We start from the raw sequence: 20,085 nt of genomic DNA on the forward strand, positions 1-20,085 counted from the left end.
AGGGAGCGCGCCTATGCTGATCCTTCAATGCCCCTGCTGTGGCATCAAAGCCGAAGAAACCGAACTGCATTATGGCGGCGAGGCGCATCTGACCCGCTTCGGGCCGGGCTCTAGCGATGCCGAGTTCGAGACTTACCTCTTCACGCGTAAAAACCCCAAGGGCGTGCATTTCGAGCGCTGGCGCCATTCCGCAGGCTGCGGCAAGTGGTTTCTGGCCGCGCGCTGCACTGTGACCTTGGAGGTCTTCGCCACCTATTCGGCCCAGACCAAAGAGCCGCCGCAAGATGTGATCGATGCCATCCGCGCCAAACGCCCCGACTTCGAAGGTTACAGCAAATGAGCACCCGTCTGTCCAAAGGCGGTCGCCTGATCGACCGCGCGAAATCCCTGACCTTCACCTTCAACGGCAAACCCATGCGCGGCTTTGCGGGCGATACGCTGGCCTCGGCAATCCTTGGCAATGGCCAGACGCTGCTGGGTCGGTCGTTCAAATATCACCGCCCGCGCGGCCTTGTTGGCTCGGGCGCGGAAGAGCCCAACGCGCTTGTGGGCCTTGGCCGCAATGCGCGGTTCGAACCCGACCAGCGCACCACCACGACCCTTCTGTTCGATCAGGCCGAGGTGAAGACCCAGAACCACTGGCCGAGCCTTGAGAATGACGTCGGGATCATCAACGACAAGCTCTATAAGTTCTTCCCTGCGGGTTTCTACTATAAGACCTTCATGGGGCCGAAAGCCGCATGGAAGCATCTTTATGAACCCATCATCCGCCGCGCCGCGGGTCTGGGCGATGCGCCGAAAGAGGCCGATGTCGACCGTTACGAACAGATATACGCCTATTGCGACGTGCTGGTTGCAGGCGGTGGCGTGGCCGGTATCGCAGCCGCGCTGAAAGCGGCGGGCGAGGGCAAGCGCGTCTGGCTGGTCGAGCAAACCGCCGCTTGGGGTGGTCGTGCGCCTGTGGATGGCGGGCTGATCGAGGGCATGGAGCCGCAGGCTTGGGTCGATGCCTCGATCGCCAAGCTGGAGGCGATGGAAAACGTCACCCTGCGCACCCGCTTCATGATCTCAGGTCTCTATAACCACGGCTATGTGCTGGGCTATGACACTGCAGGTGACAGCGAACCCGGTTCGGGCAAACCGCGCCACCGTCTGTGGCGCATGCGTGTGGGGACGGTAGTTACGGCGACCGGCGCGATTGAGCGTCCGCTGTCTTTCGCCTGCAACGATGTGCCGGGCGTGATGCTGGCCTCGGCTGTGCGCGACTATGTGGTGAACTGGGCCGTCAGCCCCGGCGACCGCACCGTGATCGTTACCAATAACGACGATGCGTATCGCACCGCCAAAGTGCTGCTGGATGCGGGCCTGACGGTGCCCGCGATCATCGACGCCCGCCCCGCCGCCACTGGTGCGCTGGCCGCCGAGATGAAGGCGCGCGGCGTGCGCGTGCTGGAAGGCCGTGGCATCACCAAGGTGCTGGGGTCGAAATCCGTGACGGGCGTCGAGATCTGCGCCCAGAACGGCGAGGGCGGGGTGGTCGAGACCATCGCCTGTGACTGTGTCGCCATGTCGGGCGGCTGGTCTCCGGTCGTGCACCTGTGGTCGCATGTCGGTGGCAAGCTGAACTGGGACGAGGCGAATGCGATGTTCGTGCCGAACCTTGATGCGCCGCCGCTGTCGCATGATGGTGCAGCACTCTGTGTTCCGGTGGGGGCGGCCAATGGCAAGCTGTCGCTGGCCGATATCGGCACCGAGGCGGGCGTCGATATGCAATGCGAACCCGAAGACCCGATGATGGCCGTCTGGCAGATGCCCGCAGGGGCGCCGGATGCGCTGCGCTTCAAATCCTTCCTCGATTTCCAGAACGATGTGAAGGTCTCGGACGTGCAGCTGGCCGCGCGCGAGGGCTACGAGTCGGTCGAACATACCAAGCGCTATACCACGCTCGGCATGGCCACCGATCAGGGGAAACTCTCCAATATCAACGGCCTCGCCGTGTTGTCGGATGCGCTGGGTCAGGCGATCCCCGCGACCGGCACCACTACCTTCCGCCCGCCCTATACGCCGATCTCCTTCGGTGTGGTCACGGGTGAGGCACGTGGCGATCTGTTCCAGCCGCTGCGCCGCACGCCCATTCAGGGCTGGCACGAGAAGATGGGCGCCCATTGGGAACCCGTCGGCCAGTGGCGCCGCCCCTATACCTATGCCAAAGCGGGCGAGACGCACCGCCAGTCGGTCAACCGCGAGATCCTGAACACCCGCGAGAATGTGGGGATGCTGGATGCCTCGACGCTGGGCAAGATCTTGGTCAAAGGGCCGGATGCGGGGAAATTCCTCGACATGCTCTATACCAATATGATGTCCACGCTGAAGGTCGGCAAATGCCGCTATGGCCTGATGTGCAATGAAAACGGCTTCCTGATGGATGACGGTGTGGTTGCACGTCTGTCGGAGGATACCTTCCTTGTGCATACCACCTCGGGCGGTGTCGCGCATATCCACGACTGGATGGAAGACTGGCTGCAATGCGAGTGGTGGGACTGGAAGGTCTATACCGCCAATGTCACCGAGAATTACGCCCAGATCGCCGTGGTTGGCCCCAAAGCGCGCAAGCTTCTGGAGAAACTCGGCGGCATGGATGTGTCCAAGGAGACTCTGCCCTTCATGGAATGGAAAGAGGGCGAGCTGGCCGGTATTCCGGTGCGCATCTTCCGGATCTCCTTCTCGGGCGAGTTGTCCTACGAGATCGCGGCCCCGGCCAATATGGGTCTGGCGCTTTGGGAAAAGCTCTATGAAGCGGGTCAGGAATTCGGCGTGATGCCCTATGGCACCGAGGCGCTGCATGTGATGCGGGCCGAGAAGGGCTTTATCATGATCGGCGACGAGACCGATGGCACCGTCATCCCGCAGGATCTGGGTCTGCATTGGGCGATCTCCAAGAAGAAGGAAGACTTCCTTGGCAAGCGCGCCCATTCGCGCAAGGCCATGGTCAGCCCCGACCGCTGGCGTCTGGTCGGTCTGGAAACGCTGGATGGCTCGGTTCTGCCCGATGGCGTCTATGCGCCCGCGCCCGGCAATAACGATATGGGCCAGCGCAATACCCAAGGCCGCGTGACCTCGACCTATTATTCCCCGACGCTCAAGAAGGGCATTGCGATGGCGCTTGTCCATCGCGGGCCGGACCGGATGGGCGAAGAGATCGAGTTCCAGAATGAAACCGGTCTCGTGAAATGTCGGATCGTTGATCCGGTGTTCTTCGACAAAGAAGGAGCAAAGCAGGATGTCTGAGGCAATGACCGCTGTAAGTGCGCTGAATGGCAAGACGGTGTCCGGTTTCTGCACCGTGGCGGAAGGCGGCCTGCAGGGGATGATCACCCTGCGCGCCGATTTCGGGTCGAAAGCACTGGCCGATGCGCTTGAGTGGCTGGGGCTATCGCTGCCCGAACCGCGCAAAGTAGTGACCAAGGGCGCGAAATCGGTGCTATGGATGAGCCCCGACGAGCTGTTGATCCTTGTGCCCTATGCCGATGCTGTCTCGGTGGCCCATGCGATGGAGACCTCGTTGAAGGGCGAGCATTTCCTTGTGGCGAATGTGTCCGAGGCGCGTTCGATCTTCACCGTGACGGGGGCGCGTGCCGCCGAGGTGGTGATGAAGATCTCGCCCATCGATTTCGGCACGATGGCCCGCGACGAGGTCCGCCGCACCCGCACCGCCCAGACGGCGGCGGCGGTCTGGTGGTCGGGTGACGAGCAGCTGTCGCTGGTTTGCTTCCGCTCTTATGCGACCTATGTGATGGGCTTGCTGGAGGTCAGCGCCCGGCCGGGGGGCGAGCTGTTCTAATCTGCCCCGCCTGTAAGATACGAAAGCGCGTCGGAAAATTTTCGGCGCGTTTTTGTGTCTTTGGGCTATCATGTTGTCAGGTAGGTGTAAGCGAACGGGAATAGAGCATTTTCAATCGGGTTTTACCCGCACTTCAACCTAAGGATAGAACGTCTATGTCAGAGAAATCGGGATATTCGTCATTACAGATTTTATTGCACTGGTCTGTCGCCATTCTGGTCGTGTTCAACTATTTCTATAGCGAAGGCATGGGGAAGGCGGCCCATCAGCATCTTGAGGGCACAACCGGCCCGCTGCCGCTGAACCCGCAGATCCATGTCTGGGTCGGGGTGGCGGTGCTGGTACTGACCCTGCTGCGCGCTGTTTTGCGCAAGACCCGCGGGGCACCCGATGTGCCGGGCGAGGGGCTTTTCAAGATGGCGGGGCTTTGGGGGCATCGCCTGCTCTATCTTCTGTTGTTTGTCGTGCCCTTGCTGGGAATGGCTGTGTGGTTTTTGGGCCTTGATGCGGCGGGGGATATCCATGCGCTGCTGGCCAATGCCTTGCTGATCCTTGCGGGAATTCATGCCGCAATGGGCATTTTCCACCAATATGTGCTGAAAGACGGCCTGCTTGTGCGGATGATGAAACCGGAGCGTTAGATCGCCCGATAGCCAAAGGGCACCCGAACGGGTGCCCTTTTCCTGTCTGCTATGATCTCGAACCGGCGCTTAGGCCAGCTTTTTGATCCATGCGTCGAAGGCTGCCATGATCTTGCCCATGAATTCGCGGGTGCCCTCATTGGACATCTTGCCGTTTTCGTCGAACAGGGTGTGGATGGCCCCGATATAGGCCTCGGGTTGCTGCACTACCGGCATATCAAGGAAGACAAGCGACTGGCGCAGATGGTGGTTGGCCCCAAAGCCCGCAATGCCGCCCATCGAGCCCGAAACGACAAGCGCCGGTTTGCCGGCCCAGACACTCTGGCCATAGGGGCGCGACCCGATATCGAGCGCGTTCTTGATCGAGGCGGGCACCGAGCGGTTATATTCGGGGGTGACAAACATCACGGCATCGGCGGATTTGATATCGGCGCGCAGGCGGGTCCACTGGCTGGGAACGTCGCCCTCGTCGAGATCGGGGTTGTAAAGCGGCAGATCGCCCAGTTCGACAAAGGCGAATTCGTAGCCCTCGGGGGCTTCGTCTACAAGCGTCTGTGCGATCATACGGTTGAAGGACCCTTTGCGCAGCGATCCCACAAGAATGGCAATTTTCTTAGACATTTTCATCTCCAATTCACGGGTCAACCACCCGTTTGACGGAAAGGTAGATCCGGCGGGCGGCTGTCGCAATGCCTCAAATAAGGACAGAACCTGTGCAGCCCTGCACCAGCTTTGTCAGGGGCTGTGGGTCTTGGGGCAAGGTGCTGAAATAGTTGAGGGAAATGCCATATTTTCTGTTGCGGGCACAGAACAGCCCCTTGACCTCGGCCGTTAGCGGGCTTCTATTGAGCGCGAAGACATTCACTATCCGTCAAGAAGGGGTTTACCCATGGCTTTCGAACTTCCCGATCTTCCCTATGCACATGACGCACTTGCCGATCTGGGCATGTCGAAGGAAACGCTGGAATATCACCACGACCTTCACCACAACGCCTATGTCACCACCGGCAACAAGCTGATTGCTGGCACCGAATGGGAAGGCAAATCGGTCGAAGAGATCATCAAAGGCACCTATAATGCTTCGGCAGTGGCGCAAAACGGCATCTTCAACAATGCCTCGCAGCACTGGAACCACACCCAGTTCTGGGAAATGATGGGTCCGGCGGGCAAAACCATGCCGACCGAGCTGGAAAAAGCGATCACCGAGTCCTTCGGTTCGGTCGATAAGTTCAAGGAAGATTTCGCCGCAGCAGGCGCGGGCCAGTTCGGTTCGGGCTGGGCGTGGCTGGTGAAAGACACCGATGGCGCGCTGAAGGTGACCAAAACCGAAAACGGCGTGAACCCGCTGTGCTTTGGTCAGACCGCTCTGCTGGGCTGCGACGTGTGGGAACACTCCTACTACATCGATTTCCGCAACAAGCGTCCGGCCTACCTGTCGAACTTCCTCGACAAGCTGGTCAACTGGGAAAATGTCGCCTCGCGTCTGTGACCCGAGCACGATCCCTGACGAAAGGCGCCCCGAGGGGCGCCTTTTTTGTTTACCCCACCGGGCTGTGAACGCCCGTGTCGGAACGGGCCTGCGGGGCGGGCGTTTTCTTTCCACTGTTCACGGAAAGAAGGAGGCAGCTATGGCCAAGCTCGATACCAAGAAACTGGATACCGGCACATGGGTGGTGATCGCGGATGGCGAGAAGGCGCTATTTCTGGAAAATATCACCGATGCGAAAGACCCCAATCTGACAGTGCGCCATGTCGCCATGCAGGAGAACCCGCCCGACCGCGCGCAGGGCACCGACCGTCCGGGCCGGATGGCCGATAACGGGCCGGGGCAGAAATCGGCCTTTGACGAGACCGACTGGCACCAGCTGGCCAAGGACCGTTTCGCCGAGGATCTGGCCGAACAGCTTTATAAGCTGGCCCATAGGGGCGCCTATAAGCGTCTCGTGATCGCGGCCAGCCCGAAGGTGCTGGGGGTGCTTCGGCCTGCGCTGCATAAGGAGGTCACCGATAAGCTGGTGGCGGAAATTCCGAAAACCTATACCAATGCGCCGCGCGACCAGATCGAACGCTGGCTCTGCGCCGATCTGGCCGCCTAGGCTTTGCGTTTGGTGCCAAGGCGCGGTGGCGGATAAGGCGCGTGCCTCGGCACCTCGGGCCGCTATCTCCGACGTTTTGTCGCTCTGCGGGGACGTCTCTGCCGATGCCGCACCTTCGGGGGCGGCATTGTGCATTGGGGCAGGGGGCACTGGCATCGGCAGAGGCTTGCTTTTCTGCCGGTCGAGGCGCACACCGCCTGTCTGGCCGCTTTGGGTCAGGTGATCTGACAGGGCGGGAATGATATGACCGAAGCAGGCAAGGGTGTTGTTGCAATCATCAGTTGCTGCACGATCTGGGGATTGTCGGGGCTGTTCTTTGCGGTCTTGCGCCGTGTGCCGGTGATCGAGGTGCTTGCCCACAGGACGCTCTGGTCGGCGGTGCTGTTCATGATCATTCTGGCACTAAAGGGCAAGCTGCCGGCGCTGCGTGTGGCGCTGCGGCCGAAGTCGCTTGGCATCATCACTCTGGCGTCGCTTTGCGTAACGGCGAACTGGTTCACCTATGTCTGGGCGATCCATAACGGGCATCCGGTGGAGGCGAGCTTCGGCTATTATATCTCGCCGCTGCTTTCGGTCATGCTGGGGGTGGTCGTCCTGCGTGAAAAGCTGGGCAGCCTGCAGGTGGTGGCCATTGGGCTGGTCGCTGTGGCGGTGATCTATATGGGCATCGCACAGGGCCATGCGCCGGTTATTCCGCTGATTCTGGCAGTGACGTTCGGGATGTACGGGTTGATCAAGAAACAGCTGAAAACCGAACCGCTGGTCACGGTGACTGTCGAGGTTCTGGTGCTGGCTCCGATATCGGCGGTGTATCTGATCGGGCTGGAACTGGGCTGGTTCGGCCCTGCCCATGCCGGACATTTCGGGCGCGATACGACAGAGACGCTGTTTCTGGTGCTCTCGGCCTGCCTGACAGCGGTGCCGCTGATGCTGTTTTCCTACGCGGCCCAACGCCTGCGTCTGGCGACGCTGGGGTTGATACAATATCTCAACCCGACGCTACAGCTGACCGTGGCGGTGCTGCTGCTGGCCGACCCCTTGCAACCGGTGCAGATGATGGTCCTGCCGGTGATCTGGCTGGCCTTGGCGCTTTATTCGCTGTCGGGGTTTCGGGGCGCTGCGCGGAAGGCCCAGCCCTCCGCGTGATTTGGCAGGCAGGGGGTCAGGCGGTGAAGGCGGCGTCCAGTGCGGCTTCAAGCGCGGGCACCGTGTCGGCCCATGTCAGGAAAGTGCCAAGGCTGGGATCGGCAAAGCCCTCGATGATCACCTGCTCGATCAGGCGGCGCAGAGGCTCCCAGTATCCATCGGTATTCAGGATGAAAATCGGTTTTTTGTGCAGGCCGATCTGACGCCATGTGAGAACTTCGAAAATCTCGTCAAGCGAACCGGCCCCGCCCGGTAGCAAGACGATGGCATCCGAATTCATGAACATCACCTTTTTGCGCTCATGCATGGTTTCGGTGACGATATAGCTGGTCAGGTCACGCTTGCCGACCTCGCGCGAGAACAGGTGTTCGGGGATAACGCCGAAGGTCTCTCCCTGTGCCTGTTGTGTGGCGCGGGCAACCGCCCCCATCAGCCCCACATCGCCTGCGCCATAAACCAGCCGCCAGCCACGATGCGCCAGCATCCGGCCCGTCTCGGTCGCGGCCTGTTCGTAGCTTGGTTGCGCACCAAGACGGGAACCGCAGAAGACGCAGACGGAGGGGCGGGGCTGGGTCATGGGAATCTCTTTCTTTTTTGCTCGGAATATCAGCGGGTTTGCAGGGGCCTGCCTTGCATAAACTTGTTGTATGGTCATACGCCCGCCGCTAGGCTCCCGCAAGGGAAGAGCGCGGGGTGCGGGTCCCAAGGAGTTCGCACGCAATGAGCACGGTATCACGAAAACACCTGATCCTCGGGGTCGTAATGGCAGCCCTTGTCGGGGGGGCGGGGCTTTGGTGGATGCGCCATCTGCCCGATCCGTCGCCCGCGCCAGACACGGCACCGGATGCCGCGCCGCCCGTGTCTGCGACGGTCCCTGATGCGACGGCCCCTAGTGCTGTAACGGCCACCGGGCGGGCCGGGGCCGGTCTTTCTGTCGCACAAGCGCCCGCGCCAGAGGTCGATCCCGACCGCGGGCGCTTCGACAATCTGCATGTCACGCCTGACGGGGCCGTGACGCTGGCCGGTCGTGCCGCGCCCGACGCGCATGTGACGGTGCTGGTGGATGGCGCCGTTATGGCCGAAGTGGTGGCCGATGCCGCCGGCAGTTTCGCCACACAGTTCGAGGTCACGCCGTCGGATGTGCCGCAATCTGTCCGTTTGCGGGTGGCGTGGGCGGGGCAGGCGGCTGTCGAAAGCCCCGAGACATTGCAGATCGCGCCGCTTCTGGCGGTGCCGGTCGCCTCGGAAGCGGTGGCGGATGCGGTCCCCGCGCCCGATACCCCGCCCGCCGCCGCCCCGCGTCCGATCATCACCGATGCGCAGGGCGCGCGTGTGCTCGGGCCGGCGCTGGACCGTCTGGCGATAGACACCCTTTCCTATGACGCGAAAGGCGATGTGGTGATTGCCGGACGGGGCTTGGCCGATGGCGCTCGGCTGGTGGTCTATCTGGACAACCGTCAGGTGGCCCTATCCGCGCCTGCGCGCCGCAACGAGACGGGGTGGCAGCTTGATCTACCCGAGATCGCGCCGGGCACCTACCAGCTGCGGGTCGATGCGGTGGCGGCGGATGGTCAGGTGGTGTCGCGGGCCGAAACGCCCTTCCTGCGCGAGACGCCGCAGGTCCTTGCCGATGCGGTGGCCGAAAGCAATGGCGCTGCGACAGAGGCCAAGATCCTGACCGTGCAGCCGGGCAATACGCTTTGGGCCATTGCGCATGCGGCCTATGGCGACGGGTTTCTCTATGTCCGCGTATTCGAGGCCAATCGCGACCAGATCCGCAATCCCGATCTGATCTATCCCGGACAGGTCTTCAATCTGCCGCAATAACCGCGGGTTGGCAGAGACGTCCTGTTTGATTAGGTTGCGGCGGGCAGCCCAGCCGAAAGATGCCAGATATGCCGCCCGATACCTCTTTGCCCTCCGATGACGCCAAGGCCGACCGCAAGCGCGGCTGGACGCTGATCCGCTTTATCCTGCCCTATCTGTGGCCTGCCGAGGCCGCTTGGGTCCGGCGCAGGGTGGTGTGGGCGATGCTGCTGCTGGTGACGGCCAAGGTCATCACCCTGCTGACGCCCTATCTTTACAAGCTCGCCGTCGATACGCTGTCGGGTGATGCCCGCGATCCGGCGCTTCTGCTGCCGCTCGGGGCGGTCGCGCTGACCGTGGCCTATGGGGTGGCACGGTTTCTGTCTTCGGGCGTGAGCGAATTGCGCAATGCGATTTTCGCGCCGGTGCAGATGCGCGCGACCAAGGATATCGCGCTCAAGACTTTCCGGCATATGCATATGTTGTCGCTGCGATACCACATCGGGCGCAAGACCGGCGCGATCACGCGGATTATCGAACGGGGGGTGAAGGCCAGCGAGGTCTTCCTGTCATTCCTGCTGTTCAACATTCTGCCGATGGTCATCGAGATGCTCTTCGTGCTGGTGATTTTCGCCGTCGCTTTCGACTGGCGCTATGCGCTGGTGCTGCTGGTGACGATCATGGCCTATGTGGTCTTCACGCTGAAAGTGACCGAATGGCGGGTGCGGGTGCGCCAGCGGATGAATAAGGCCGATCAGGAGGCCAACCAGAAGGCGATCGACAGTCTGCTCAATTACGAGACGGTCAAATATTTCAATGCCGATGCGTGGGAGATGTCGCGATACGATGCCTCTATGGCGGATTATGCGAAGGCCGCGATCCGCACCGATCGCTCGCTGGCCTTTCTGAATGCAGGGCAGGCGCTGATCATCTCGTCCGGACTGTGTGCGGTGATGGTGATGGCGGCAATGGAGACCATGCGCGGGGCGCTGAGCGTGGGCGATTTTGTCATGGTACAGGCCTATATGATCCAGATCACCACGCCGCTGAATTTCCTTGGCTCGGTCTATCGCAATATTCGGCAGGGTCTGACCGATATGGGCGAGATGCATGACCTGCTGGAGCAGCGCCCCGAGGTGCAGGATAAACCCGATGCGACGCCCTTGCAGGTGACGGGCGGGCATGTGACCTTCCGCGATGTGCGGTTCCACTATATGCCCGAACGCCCGATCCTGAAGGGCATCAGCCTTGATGTGGCGCCGGGCCAGACGGTGGCTTTGGTCGGGCCCTCGGGGTCGGGGAAATCGACCATCGGCCGGTTGATGTTCCGTTTTTATGATGTGACGGGGGGCGGGGTCGAGATTGACGGACAGGATCTGCGCGATGTGACGCAATCCTCGCTGCATGCGGCGATCGGTGTCGTGCCGCAGGATACGGTGCTGTTTAACGACAGTGTGGGCTATAATATCGCCTATGCCCGCCCGCAGGCCACGCGCGACGAGGTGATCGCCGCCGCGAAAGCCGCCCGTATCCACGACTTCATCGAAAGCCTTCCCGAGGGCTATGACACGCAGGTGGGCGAGCGCGGGCTGAAGCTTTCGGGCGGCGAGAAGCAGCGCGTGGGGATTGCCCGCACCATTCTGAAAAACCCGCCAATCCTGCTGCTGGACGAGGCGACCTCGGCGCTGGATACCCAGACCGAGCGCGATATTCAGGCCTCGCTGGCCGAGGCGGGGCAGGGGCGCACGGTGATCACCATCGCGCACCGCCTCTCGACCATTGTCGATGCGGATCAGATTGTCGTGATGGAGGCGGGCGAGATCGTCGAACGGGGGCGCCACGAGGCGCTTTTGGCCAAGGGCGGGCGCTATGCCCGTATGTGGGCGCGCCAATCGGCAGAAATTGAACGTGAAGACGGGGCTCAAAGCTAGCCCTGTGCCCGCCTGCCCTTGCCGGATGGGGAGGCTTGCGTATAAGAAAGGCCGGAACAGGTCGGGCAAGCTTCGCCCGACAGGCGGGATTCTTCTGCGACCCGCTGGCAAGACGAAGGAGTGCGGCCCGTGAGCGAGACCGACAGTTTCATCGACGAAGTCACCGAAGAGGTGCGTCGCGACCGTCTTTACCGCGTGTTCAAACGCTGGGGATGGGTGGGCGTTCTGGCGGTGCTTGCCATTGTGGGCGGGGCGGCATGGAACGAATACCAGACCCAGCAGCGTGATGCTGCGGCGCAAAGCTTTGGCGACGGGGTGATGGCGGCGATGAAAGCCGAAGATCCGCTGGCGGCGCTGAAAGATGTTCCGGCCGAAGGGGCGCGGGCCGGTGTGCTGGATCTGGTGGCAGGGGCCACCGCATTGGAGGACGGCAAGACCGATCAGGCCGTGACCCATTTTCAGGCCGCCGCCGATAATCAGGCCCTGCCGCCCAGCTTGCACGATCTGGCGCGTCTGAAACTGATCCTTGCGCAAGGGGCGCAGATGCCCGCGTCCGAACGCGATGCCATGCTGGCCGATCTGGCCAAGCCCGGAGCGCCCTATTCCGAACTGGCACAGGAACAGCAGATTCTGGTGCTGGTGGCAGATGGCAAAACAGATGAGGCCATCAGCCAGGCGCAATCCATGCTGCAGGAGGCTGATCTGACCTCGGGGGTGCAGCAACGCCTGACGCAGCTTATTGTGGCCCTTGGTGGCGAGATGAAACAGGGCTGAGCCCTTGCGCGGGCAGGCTGCCCGCGTATTTCCGAAGTAACATTGACGGCAGGAGTAGCGCGGTGAAGCTTGTTCACAAAATGGCGGCCCTTGGCATGATGCTGGCGGTTTCCGCCTGCGAAAAGGAAGTTGTCCTTCAGGGCGATCGGCTTGATCCGCGCGATGTGCTCTCCGATACCGCAACCGAGGTGGCTCCTGTCACCTCGACGGCGCTCAGCCTGCCCGCTGTGACCGCCAATGCCGACTGGCCCCAACGTGCCGGCGGCCCGACCCACCACGCGCCGAATGCGGCCATCGGGCAGGGAACGACGCTGGTCTGGCAGGCAGGGATCGGGCAGGGGGATGCCCGCAAATACCGCATTACCTCGGATCCGGTCGTGTCGGGAGGGCGGATCTTTACGCTCGACAGCCATACCGATGTCACCGCCACCTCGACCTCGGGGCAGACATTGTGGCGCGCCAATCTGGTGCCGGCCAATGAAACCCCCGGCTCGGCGTCGGGCGGTGGTCTGGCCGCTTCGGGCAATACGCTGTTTGTGACCACGGGCTATGGCGAGCTGGTGGCGGTGGATACAGCGTCCGGCAATGTGCGCTGGCGTCAGGATTTCGGCGTCTCGATCGGTGGCGCGCCGACCGTGGCGGATGGTCTGGTCTATGTCGTTGCGCGTGACGGTTCGGCATGGGCGATCCGTCCGGCAGATGGCAAAGTGGAATGGCAGATGCAGGGCGGGGCCTCGCCCTCGGCCATGACGGGGGTCTCGGCCCCTGCGGTGGGGGGCAATACGGCTGTCTTCCCCTTCCCCTCGGGGGATCTGATGGCCACGCTGCCTAAAGGCGGTTTCGACATGTGGCAGGCCCGCGTTCCGGGCCGCCGTCTGGGCCGTGCCTTCGGGAGCATCGTTGATCTGACGGGCGATCCCGTCATCGTGGGCGATGTCGTCTATGCAGGCACCTCGGCAGGCCGGTCTGCCGCCTTCGATCTGGCATCGGGCAAGCAGAAATGGGTGGCCAAAACAGGGGCGACCTCGCCGCTGGTCGTGGCGGGCGGTTCGGTCTTCCTGATTTCGGATGAAGCCAAGCTGACCCGTCTTGATGCCGCCACCGGTGCCGAGATCTATGCCGTGGATATGCCCTATTACGTCAAGGAAAAGCCGAAGAAACAACAGGCGATCTATGCGCATTACGGGCCGGTTCTGGCCGGCAACAAGCTGTTTGTCGCCTCGTCCGACAACCGTCTGCGGGTGTTCGATCCGGCCTCGGGCAAGCTTCTGGCGGCGGTCGATCTGCCCGGCGGTGCGGCTTCGGCCCCTGTGGTGGCAGGCGGCACGCTTTATGTCGTTTCGCGCGATGGCAAGCTTCTGGCCTATCGCTGAGGGGTTTGATCGAAGGAAGCCGGGCTTTTGCCCGGTTTTCTTTTAACAGTGTTTGACCCGCGCCCGCGTCCCGTGTAGGAGACGCGTTCGAATCCGCGCATCCCGTACGGGGCTGCGCCGCCCAAGGAGGGCCTTATGAGCTTTACCCTCGCGATCGTTGGTCGCCCTAATGTCGGCAAGTCGACCCTGTTCAACCGTCTGGTCGGCAAGCGTCTGGCGCTTGTCGATGACACGCCCGGTGTGACCCGCGACCTGCGCGAGGGCGACGCGCGCCTTGGCGATCTGCGCTTTATCGTGATCGATAGCGCCGGTCTGGAGCTGGCCGAGGATGACAGCCTTCAGGGCCGTATGCGCCGCCTGACCGAGCGCGCGGTGGAAGAGGCCGATATCTGTCTCTTCGTGGTGGATGCCCGTGTCGGTGTGACCCCTGCCGACGAGATCTTCGCCGATATCCTGCGCCGCAAGAATGCCAATGTGATTCTGGCCGCCAATAAGGCCGAAGGCAATGCCGGTGAGGCAGGCGCCCTGGAGGCCTGGAGCCTCGGTCTGGGCGAGCCGCTGCGGATTTCGGCAGAGCATGGCGAGGGCATGGATGACCTCTACCATGTGCTGCGCCCGCTGGCCGATGACTTCGCCGCCAAGAATGTGGCCGCACTCCCCGAGACCGATGTGGTGATCGAGGATGAGCTGTCGGAAGATGACATCCCCGCCTATATCCCTCCCTCGGCGGCCAAACCGCTGCAGCTTGCCGTGATCGGTCGTCCGAATGCGGGGAAGTCGACGCTGATCAACAAGATCCTCAATGAGGACCGCCTGCTGACCGGCCCCGAGGCAGGCATCACCCGCGATGCGATCTCGGTGAAAACCGACTATATGGGCACGCCCATGCGCATCTGGGACACTGCCGGTATGCGCAAGAAGGCCCGCGTGAACGAAAAGCTGGAAAAGCTTTCCGTGGCCGATGGTCTGCGCGCCGTGCGCTTTGCCGAGGTCGTGGTGGTTCTCTTGGATGTGAATATCCCGTTTGAAACGCAGGATCTACGGATTGCCGATTTCGCGGAAACCGAGGGCCGTGCCGTTGTTGTGGCGGCCAATAAATGGGACCTCGAAGACGATAAGCCCGCGAAGCTTCTGGAACTGCGCGAGGCCTTCGAGCGCCTGTTGCCGCAGCTCAAAGGCGCGCCGCTGGTGACCGTTTCGGCGAAAACCGGCAAGGGGCTTGACCGCCTTCATGCCGCGATCCTGAAGGCGCATGAGGTCTGGAACCGCCGTGTGCCCACCGCGAAACTGAACAACTGGCTCTCGGCCATGACCGAGGCGCACCCGCCGCCCGCCCCCGGTGGCCGCCGGATCAAGCTGCGCTATATGACGCAGGCCAAGACGCGCCCGCCAGGATTTGTGGTGAAGGCCACCCATACCGACAAGATCCCCGAAGCCTATGGCCGCTATCTGGTGAACGGGCTGCGTGAGAGCTTTGATATGGGGGGCACGCCGATCCGGATCTATTTCCGCGATCAGGGCAAGGCCAACCCCTATAAGGACAAGAAGAAATCCATCCCTTCGCGTCTTAAAAAACACGTGGATGCCAAGAAACAGGCCGCGTTCAAATCCGCCGCTGCCGAACGTCGCAAGACGAAAGACAAAAGCAAAGACGACTAACAAAAACCCCGGCCTGTGTGCCGGGGTTTCTTTTTGACCTCTCGCCGATAGGGCGGTTAATGGGAATAGCCATGTCGCGGGCTGCGCGGCTGCCAGAAGGTCAGGACGAGCAGGGCCAGCGCGTAGATGCAGGCTGGCAGCATGATAACGTCATGGCCCCAGTTTGCCGCGATCACCCCGATCAAGGCCCAGATCACGCCAAGGGCATAACCACGTGGCGGGCGCAGCCATAAAATCAGTGTCAGGCTGATCGCCGCCACCAGTGACAGCATCAGAAGGGTGACCACCGTTTCGGAGCCGATATTATAGCCGATCAGCACCACGCCCGTCCCTACGGCAGAGGCAGCGGTCAGCCAGCCTGCGTAAAGCGAGATCGGCCAGGACAGCAGCGCGGGCTCAAGCGTGCGAGGCGCGCGCGCCATTGCCCAGACAGCGGCTGCCCACATGATCCAGATTTGCAGCGTGGCAAGCCAAGGCTGCGATGTGGCAACCACAAGCCAGCTTGCGCCAAGGGCCAGCGACAGAAAAAGCGGCCAGCGCGGTTGGTCCCAGCCGGAGACCTCGGCGCGTTTGAACAGCCCCCACGCCGCGTGGATCACCAGCCACAGATAGATCAGCGACCATATCGAGAATGCCCATCCCGCCGGTTGCACGGCAGGTTTGTCCACGGGGTTGGGGAACATGCTGGGATCATACCCTTTGAACGAGGGAGACCAGAGCGGCGAGAGAACGAAAGCCAGTGTCGCGACGAAAAGCAGAATGGCTTTCATGCGGAAGGTTTGGCGGAACATTGCGGACTGTCCTGCAGTTGTTTCCAGCAGGAACGGGCCAGAGTTCCGAAAGTTCCCTTCGGGGTCAAATAAATCCCAGATGATCCAGCGCCGCCTTGGCTGTGCCGGAGGGCGCGCTTTCGGCCTCGTTGAGGGTATGCACGATCTTGGTCAGCTTGCGCTCGTAGCAGAGCTGCGAGACATAGGCCGCAATCGAGACGTCATCCATGTCACAGATCTCGCGGGCGAGGTGTTCCGGATCTTGCAGAAGACGGGTCATGATCGGTTCTCCGTTCCATCGGGTGGCGTAACCTTAATATATAATGAAAAACGCTCCCATGACACAGGTCATAGGAGCGTCCTATAGCGGCCATCCTTAAAAGGCAGCCTTGGCGGAATGCCTCAGACGAGGGCGCCCTCTACCAGTTTGGTCTTGCCGCCCAGATAGGGGTGCAGAGCCTCGGGCAGAACCACCGAGCCATCTTCCTGCTGGCCGTTTTCCAGAACGGCGATCAGGCAGCGCCCCACGGCCAGACCCGAACCGTTCAGCGTGGCAAGGAATTCGGGCTTGCCACCATCGGCGGGCTTGAAGCGCCCGTTCATGCGGCGGGCCTGAAACTGGCCACAGGTGGAGACGGAAGAGATCTCGCGATAGGTGTTCTGCCCCGGTAGCCAGACTTCGAGATCATAGGTTTTCTGCGCGCCAAAGCCGATATCGCCGGTGCATAGGATGATCCGGCGATAGGGCAGGCCCAGACCTTCCAGCACGGCTTCGGCGCAGGTCACCATGCGCTCATGCTCTTCGATGGCTTTTTCGGGATGGCAGATGGTGACCATCTCGACCTTCTCGAACTGGTGCTGGCGCAGCATGCCCGAGGTGTCCTTACCCGCAGAGCCTGCCTCCGAACGGAAGCAGTTGGTATGGGCGACATAGCGGCGGGGCAGGGTGGCTTCGTCCCAGACTTCGCCGCTGGCGAAATTGGTAAGCGTCACCTCGGCGGTGGGGATCAGCCACCAGCCATTGGTCGTCTGATAGCTGTCTTCCGAGAATTTCGGCAGCTGGCCGGTGCCCAGCATCGCTTCGTCACGCACCAGAACGGGCGTGATATTCTCGACCAGCCCATGCGTATCGACATGCAGATCCAGCATGTATTGCGCCAATGCACGGTGGACACGGGCCACACCGCCACGCAGCGCCACAAAGCGCGAGCCGGACAGCTTGGCCGCCACTTCGAAATCCATATTCGCGCCCACGCCGGACAGCTCGTAATGTTCTTTCGGCGCAAAGCCATAGCTCGGAACGTCGCCCCATTTGCGGATTTCCACATTGTCGTCCTCGTCCGCGCCCTGCGGCACCTCGTCGAGCACGATATTGGGAATGGTCATCAGCAGATCGCGCAGCTCCGCATCCTTGGCGCCAGCCTCGGTCTGCATGGCCGCCACTTCGGCTTTCTTGTCCGCAACCAGCGCGCGCAGACGCTCGAATTCGGCGTCATTGCCTGCGGCCTTGGCCGCGCCGACCTGCTTGGAGGCGGCATTCTGTTCGGCCTTGGCTTCCTCGGCGGTCTGGATGGCCTTGCGGCGGGCCTCGTCGATCGAGAGGATCTGCGCCGACATCGGCTCCAGCCCGCGGCGTGCCAGAGCAGCATCGAAGGTTTCGGGATTTTCACGGATCGCGCGAATGTCGTGCATGACGGTCCTCTAACTCGCTGTGATTGCGCCTCTGGCTTTATCCCGATTTGAGTCTCGGGGAAAGGTCGGCAAAACAGCGAATTGCACAAACGTGGCGCGTAGGGCGCAACTTCAGGCGCAGAAGAGCTCGTACATCGTGGTCAGAAGGCGCTTCACACGTTCGTCACGGATCGAATAAAAGATGGTTTTCCCGTCGCGACGGGTTTCGACAAGGCCATCCTGACGCAGCCGCGCCAGTTGCTGGCTTACCGCAGCCTGACGCGCGCCCAGCAGGTTTTCCAGATCGCTCACCGAGCGTTCGCCCTCGGTCAGGTGGCACAGGATCATCAGCCGTCCCTCATGGGACAGGGCTTTCAGCAGCCCCGCTGCCTCTTGTGCCCTTCCGGTCATTTCCTCGGGGGACAGTTTGGCGCCATTCTCTACTTTTTCTGTATCTAAAACCGAGACCATAAGGCGCGATCCTTCTTTCATAGGTATTATAAACGCAATCGCATACCGCGTTCGTTACCAGAAACTTTTTAATTAGATAATACGATGCAAATTAACGTCAAATTCGTTTGATCGCAAATCCTTAGTTCAGCGCTCAAGAATAAGTTTGTCCGCACTCAGTTCGATACGGGCGAATTTGCTGAGATAGGTCATCCCCAGCAGCGAGCCGTCCATCTCGGCGGCGTTGACACTTGCGGGGACGTTGGTGTCGTGGATCGGGCCCAGATCCATTGTGGCAAGCCGGACGGGGGCGGTGCGAATCATGCCATTGGCCGTGCTCGCCCGCCCGATAAAGGCCATATCGCTGGTGTTGATGCCCGCCTTTCGGGCATCCTCGCGGCTGAGGGCGATGGTCGTGGCGCCGGTATCGACGATAAAGCGGATCGGTTTGCCATTGACCTTCGCGGTCAGGTAGAAATGCCCGTCCGGCGCTTTGGGGACCTCGATGCGGTTTTCGGCGATGACTTTCTGGCTGGGCAGGACGGTGCTGCGGATGTCGGCCCACAGCCCGACAGCGGCGAGGACGCCCAGAAAGATCAGCGCCCAGATCGCAAGCTGCTGCAGCCTGCGCGAGAGATTGCGCCTGAAATCGAACATGACATAGCCGCCAACCACTGTCAGCAGCAGAACAAGATAGACAAGCTGGCCAATATCATCTCCGGTCATCGGATATATATGGCGGGCACAGGGCGGAAATGCCAGTGCCTTCTTCTGTCTGGCGCCGGTCTTTTGCTCGGGGGCTTGTGCCTGTAATCGCTTAGAGAATGCCGCTGAGGCCAGCTTTGTGCAGCCCGTCCAGCATGAACTGGATCGCAAGCGCGGCCAGCAGCATCCCCAGCAGCCGTGTCACCACCATCACGCCGGTGCGCCCCAGCAGGCGCTCGACAGGGGCGGCAATGGCGAAAGAGGCCATCACGCACAGCAGCACCGCCAGCATGACGCCCAGAATGGCGATCGTATGCAGCGCTGTGCCATCGCCTTGCCCTGTCAGCAGGATCATCGAGGCCATCGCCCCCGGTCCGGCAATCAGCGGGGTTGCCAGCGGGAAGACCGACGGATCGTCGTGATCGGGGTCTTGCGCATGTTCCTCACCCTGATCCTGCCGCCGCTTGGTGCGCCGCTCGAAGAGCATGTCGAGCGCGGTCAGGAACAGCAGTACCCCACCCGCAATGCGGAAGGCGGGCATCGAGATGCCGATCCCGTCAAGGATATTCTGCCCGAACAGCCCGAACAGCGTCAGCAGCACGGCCCCGATGGCCACGGCGCGAAAACCGATCCCGCGCCGCTTCTGGGTGGGCACGCCGCTGGTAAGGGCCATAAAGACCGGTGCAAGGCCGATAGGGTCAATAACCACAAACAGCGTGACAAAAGCGGTAAGATAGTCGGCGACAGCCATAAGACCCCCGGAAAAGATGGATGCCAGAATTATGGCATGAAGACTGCCTTGCCGGTAGCATGGCGGCAAAGATATGTCACGGGCACTGCTTATAAATCGTGCGAATTTCCACATGTTGCTTAAAATTCACGTCAACGGGAACGATTGGGGCTTTGATTGAGGAACCGGAGGCCATAAACGTGGTGTCCGATTGGCCTGTCCCCGACCTGTGGTGGCTGGCCCTGCGTGTGGAGTAGACTATGCTGAACAATATCGGCCTTCCGGGCCTTCTTCTGATCGCTGTTGTGGTTCTTGTCCTGTTTGGACGCGGCAAGATCTCGTCTTTGATGGGCGAAGTCGGCAAGGGCATTACGGCCTTCAAAAAAGGGGTGAAGGACAGCTCGAACGAGATCGAGGATGCCAGCAACGACCCCTCACGCACCGAGGCGCGTGATGTGACCCCCGAGGACAAGAAAGACAAGGTCTGAGCTG

The 20,085-nt window shown here is 61.6% G+C and carries 21 protein-coding genes; 13 read left to right on the top strand and 8 right to left on the bottom strand.

Translation table 11 applies throughout. The features are described from left to right. Positions 1–13 precede the first annotated feature (13 nt). The 4 genes from RPE78_RS10595 (at position 14) to RPE78_RS10610 (ending at position 4,482) form a co-directional block, all read left to right on the top strand. Positions 14–340, top strand: coding sequence for a sarcosine oxidase subunit delta (locus RPE78_RS10595; RefSeq protein WP_339106942.1), 327 nt, complete (start codon positions 14–16; stop codon positions 338–340). Then, positions 337–3,288: a sarcosine oxidase subunit alpha family protein gene (locus RPE78_RS10600; RefSeq protein WP_406720523.1), complete on the top strand. Its 2,952-nt coding sequence runs from the start codon at positions 337–339 to the stop codon at positions 3,286–3,288. Before RPE78_RS10595 ends, RPE78_RS10600 begins: the two co-directional genes overlap by 4 nt. Beyond that, positions 3,281–3,841 carry a sarcosine oxidase subunit gamma gene (locus RPE78_RS10605; protein WP_406720524.1) on the top strand — a complete coding sequence of 187 codons (561 nt, stop codon included), beginning with the start codon at positions 3,281–3,283 and terminating at the stop codon, positions 3,839–3,841. The genes RPE78_RS10600 and RPE78_RS10605 overlap by 8 nt, the downstream gene beginning before the upstream one ends. Before the next feature lie 155 nt (positions 3,842–3,996). Next, on the top strand, positions 3,997–4,482 hold the full coding sequence (locus RPE78_RS10610; protein ID WP_339106945.1) for a cytochrome b/b6 domain-containing protein: 486 nt from the start codon (positions 3,997–3,999) through the stop codon (positions 4,480–4,482). Between the two features lie 69 nt (positions 4,483–4,551). Here RPE78_RS10610 and RPE78_RS10615 read toward each other — a convergent pair whose 3' ends face one another. Further along, on the bottom strand, positions 4,552–5,109 hold the full coding sequence (locus tag RPE78_RS10615; protein ID WP_406720525.1) for an NADPH-dependent FMN reductase: 558 nt from the start codon (positions 5,107–5,109) through the stop codon (positions 4,552–4,554). Positions 5,110–5,371: 262 nt separating this feature from the next. Here RPE78_RS10615 and RPE78_RS10620 point away from each other — a divergent pair, with 262 nt between their 5' ends. The 3 genes from RPE78_RS10620 to rarD all read left to right on the top strand — a co-directional run bounded on the left by RPE78_RS10620 (position 5,372) and on the right by rarD (position 7,724). Next, positions 5,372–5,971: a superoxide dismutase gene (locus tag RPE78_RS10620; RefSeq protein WP_339106947.1), complete on the top strand. Its 600-nt coding sequence runs from the start codon at positions 5,372–5,374 to the stop codon at positions 5,969–5,971. A gap of 139 nt (positions 5,972–6,110) precedes the next feature. Then, complete coding sequence (locus tag RPE78_RS10625) at positions 6,111–6,578, top strand: host attachment family protein (protein WP_339106948.1); 468 nt, start codon at positions 6,111–6,113, stop codon at positions 6,576–6,578. Between the two features lie 243 nt (positions 6,579–6,821). Further along, entirely contained in the window at positions 6,822–7,724 is a 903-nt protein-coding gene (gene rarD / locus RPE78_RS10630) for an EamA family transporter RarD (protein ID WP_406720526.1), read from the top strand. A gap of 16 nt (positions 7,725–7,740) precedes the next feature. Here the strand turns inward: rarD and RPE78_RS10635 are convergent, their stop codons facing one another. Then, a complete protein-coding gene (locus RPE78_RS10635) occupies positions 7,741–8,301 on the bottom strand; it encodes a TIGR00730 family Rossman fold protein (protein WP_339106950.1) in 561 nt (186 codons plus the stop codon). A 143-nt stretch (positions 8,302–8,444) separates the two neighbouring features. Between RPE78_RS10635 and RPE78_RS10640 the strand changes: the two genes are divergently transcribed. The 5 genes from RPE78_RS10640 (at position 8,445) to der (ending at position 15,267) form a co-directional block, all read left to right on the top strand. Then, a complete protein-coding gene (locus RPE78_RS10640; protein WP_406720527.1) occupies positions 8,445–9,551 on the top strand; it encodes a LysM peptidoglycan-binding domain-containing protein in 1,107 nt (368 codons plus the stop codon). 68 nt (positions 9,552–9,619) lie between these two features. Then, positions 9,620–11,461 carry an ABCB family ABC transporter ATP-binding protein/permease gene (locus RPE78_RS10645; protein ID WP_406720528.1) on the top strand — a complete coding sequence of 614 codons (1,842 nt, stop codon included), beginning with the start codon at positions 9,620–9,622 and terminating at the stop codon, positions 11,459–11,461. Between the two features lie 129 nt (positions 11,462–11,590). Continuing rightward, on the top strand, positions 11,591–12,235 hold the full coding sequence (locus RPE78_RS10650; RefSeq protein ID WP_339106953.1) for a tetratricopeptide repeat protein: 645 nt from the start codon (positions 11,591–11,593) through the stop codon (positions 12,233–12,235). Positions 12,236–12,297: 62 nt separating this feature from the next. Continuing rightward, positions 12,298–13,608, top strand: a complete 1,311-nt coding sequence (locus tag RPE78_RS10655; protein WP_406720529.1) for a PQQ-binding-like beta-propeller repeat protein — start codon at positions 12,298–12,300, stop codon at positions 13,606–13,608. A 135-nt stretch (positions 13,609–13,743) separates the two neighbouring features. Continuing rightward, positions 13,744–15,267, top strand: coding sequence for a ribosome biogenesis GTPase Der (gene der / locus RPE78_RS10660; protein ID WP_406720530.1), 1,524 nt, complete (start codon positions 13,744–13,746; stop codon positions 15,265–15,267). A 56-nt stretch (positions 15,268–15,323) separates the two neighbouring features. Here the strand turns inward: der and RPE78_RS10665 are convergent, their stop codons facing one another. From RPE78_RS10665 to RPE78_RS10690, 6 genes are all read right to left on the bottom strand, one after another. Next, positions 15,324–16,058 carry a hypothetical protein gene (locus RPE78_RS10665; protein WP_406720531.1) on the bottom strand — a complete coding sequence of 245 codons (735 nt, stop codon included), beginning with the start codon at positions 16,056–16,058 and terminating at the stop codon, positions 15,324–15,326. Between the two features lie 64 nt (positions 16,059–16,122). Then, positions 16,123–16,317 (bottom strand): hypothetical protein, encoded by a 195-nt coding sequence (locus RPE78_RS10670; protein WP_406720532.1) that lies wholly within the window; start codon positions 16,315–16,317, stop codon positions 16,123–16,125. 122 nt (positions 16,318–16,439) lie between these two features. Next, positions 16,440–17,729 (bottom strand): serine--tRNA ligase, encoded by a 1,290-nt coding sequence (gene serS / locus RPE78_RS10675; protein ID WP_406720533.1) that lies wholly within the window; start codon positions 17,727–17,729, stop codon positions 16,440–16,442. Between the two features lie 111 nt (positions 17,730–17,840). After that, complete coding sequence (locus RPE78_RS10680) at positions 17,841–18,179, bottom strand: metalloregulator ArsR/SmtB family transcription factor (RefSeq protein WP_339106959.1); 339 nt, start codon at positions 18,177–18,179, stop codon at positions 17,841–17,843. 126 nt (positions 18,180–18,305) lie between these two features. Next, positions 18,306–18,884: a TIGR02281 family clan AA aspartic protease gene (locus RPE78_RS10685; protein WP_406720534.1), complete on the bottom strand. Its 579-nt coding sequence runs from the start codon at positions 18,882–18,884 to the stop codon at positions 18,306–18,308. Positions 18,885–18,975: 91 nt separating this feature from the next. Continuing rightward, positions 18,976–19,614: a MarC family protein gene (locus RPE78_RS10690; protein WP_339106961.1), complete on the bottom strand. Its 639-nt coding sequence runs from the start codon at positions 19,612–19,614 to the stop codon at positions 18,976–18,978. A 239-nt stretch (positions 19,615–19,853) separates the two neighbouring features. Here RPE78_RS10690 and tatA point away from each other — a divergent pair, with 239 nt between their 5' ends. Beyond that, complete coding sequence (gene tatA / locus RPE78_RS10695; RefSeq protein ID WP_339106962.1) at positions 19,854–20,081, top strand: twin-arginine translocase TatA/TatE family subunit; 228 nt, start codon at positions 19,854–19,856, stop codon at positions 20,079–20,081. Positions 20,082–20,085 lie beyond the last annotated feature (4 nt).

Source organism: Thioclava litoralis (assembly GCF_045278885.1).
GTDB lineage: Bacteria > Pseudomonadota > Alphaproteobacteria > Rhodobacterales > Rhodobacteraceae > Thioclava > Thioclava litoralis.

What these genes read in the sequence shown, in the direction of transcription:
- RPE78_RS10605 (WP_406720524.1), top strand. Translation starts at nt 3,281, where the DNA reads ATGTCTGAGGCAATGACCGCTGTAAGTGCGCTGAATGGCAAGACGGTG.
- RPE78_RS10645 (WP_406720528.1), top strand. Translation starts at nt 9,620, where the DNA reads ATGCCGCCCGATACCTCTTTGCCCTCCGATGACGCCAAGGCCGACCGC.
- RPE78_RS10620 (WP_339106947.1), top strand. Translation starts at nt 5,372, where the DNA reads ATGGCTTTCGAACTTCCCGATCTTCCCTATGCACATGACGCACTTGCC.
- RPE78_RS10625 (WP_339106948.1), top strand. Translation starts at nt 6,111, where the DNA reads ATGGCCAAGCTCGATACCAAGAAACTGGATACCGGCACATGGGTGGTG.
- RPE78_RS10640 (WP_406720527.1), top strand. Translation starts at nt 8,445, where the DNA reads ATGAGCACGGTATCACGAAAACACCTGATCCTCGGGGTCGTAATGGCA.
- rarD (WP_406720526.1), top strand. Translation starts at nt 6,822, where the DNA reads ATGACCGAAGCAGGCAAGGGTGTTGTTGCAATCATCAGTTGCTGCACG.
- serS (WP_406720533.1), bottom strand. Translation starts at nt 17,729, where the DNA reads ATGCACGACATTCGCGCGATCCGTGAAAATCCCGAAACCTTCGATGCT.
- RPE78_RS10680 (WP_339106959.1), bottom strand. Translation starts at nt 18,179, where the DNA reads ATGGTCTCGGTTTTAGATACAGAAAAAGTAGAGAATGGCGCCAAACTG.
- RPE78_RS10665 (WP_406720531.1), bottom strand. Translation starts at nt 16,058, where the DNA reads ATGTTCCGCCAAACCTTCCGCATGAAAGCCATTCTGCTTTTCGTCGCG.
- RPE78_RS10610 (WP_339106945.1), top strand. Translation starts at nt 3,997, where the DNA reads ATGTCAGAGAAATCGGGATATTCGTCATTACAGATTTTATTGCACTGG.
- RPE78_RS10595 (WP_339106942.1), top strand. Translation starts at nt 14, where the DNA reads ATGCTGATCCTTCAATGCCCCTGCTGTGGCATCAAAGCCGAAGAAACC.
- tatA (WP_339106962.1), top strand. Translation starts at nt 19,854, where the DNA reads ATGCTGAACAATATCGGCCTTCCGGGCCTTCTTCTGATCGCTGTTGTG.
- der (WP_406720530.1), top strand. Translation starts at nt 13,744, where the DNA reads ATGAGCTTTACCCTCGCGATCGTTGGTCGCCCTAATGTCGGCAAGTCG.
- RPE78_RS10615 (WP_406720525.1), bottom strand. Translation starts at nt 5,109, where the DNA reads ATGAAAATGTCTAAGAAAATTGCCATTCTTGTGGGATCGCTGCGCAAA.
- RPE78_RS10670 (WP_406720532.1), bottom strand. Translation starts at nt 16,317, where the DNA reads ATGACCCGTCTTCTGCAAGATCCGGAACACCTCGCCCGCGAGATCTGT.
- RPE78_RS10685 (WP_406720534.1), bottom strand. Translation starts at nt 18,884, where the DNA reads ATGACCGGAGATGATATTGGCCAGCTTGTCTATCTTGTTCTGCTGCTG.
- RPE78_RS10635 (WP_339106950.1), bottom strand. Translation starts at nt 8,301, where the DNA reads ATGACCCAGCCCCGCCCCTCCGTCTGCGTCTTCTGCGGTTCCCGTCTT.
- RPE78_RS10690 (WP_339106961.1), bottom strand. Translation starts at nt 19,614, where the DNA reads ATGGCTGTCGCCGACTATCTTACCGCTTTTGTCACGCTGTTTGTGGTT.
- RPE78_RS10600 (WP_406720523.1), top strand. Translation starts at nt 337, where the DNA reads ATGAGCACCCGTCTGTCCAAAGGCGGTCGCCTGATCGACCGCGCGAAA.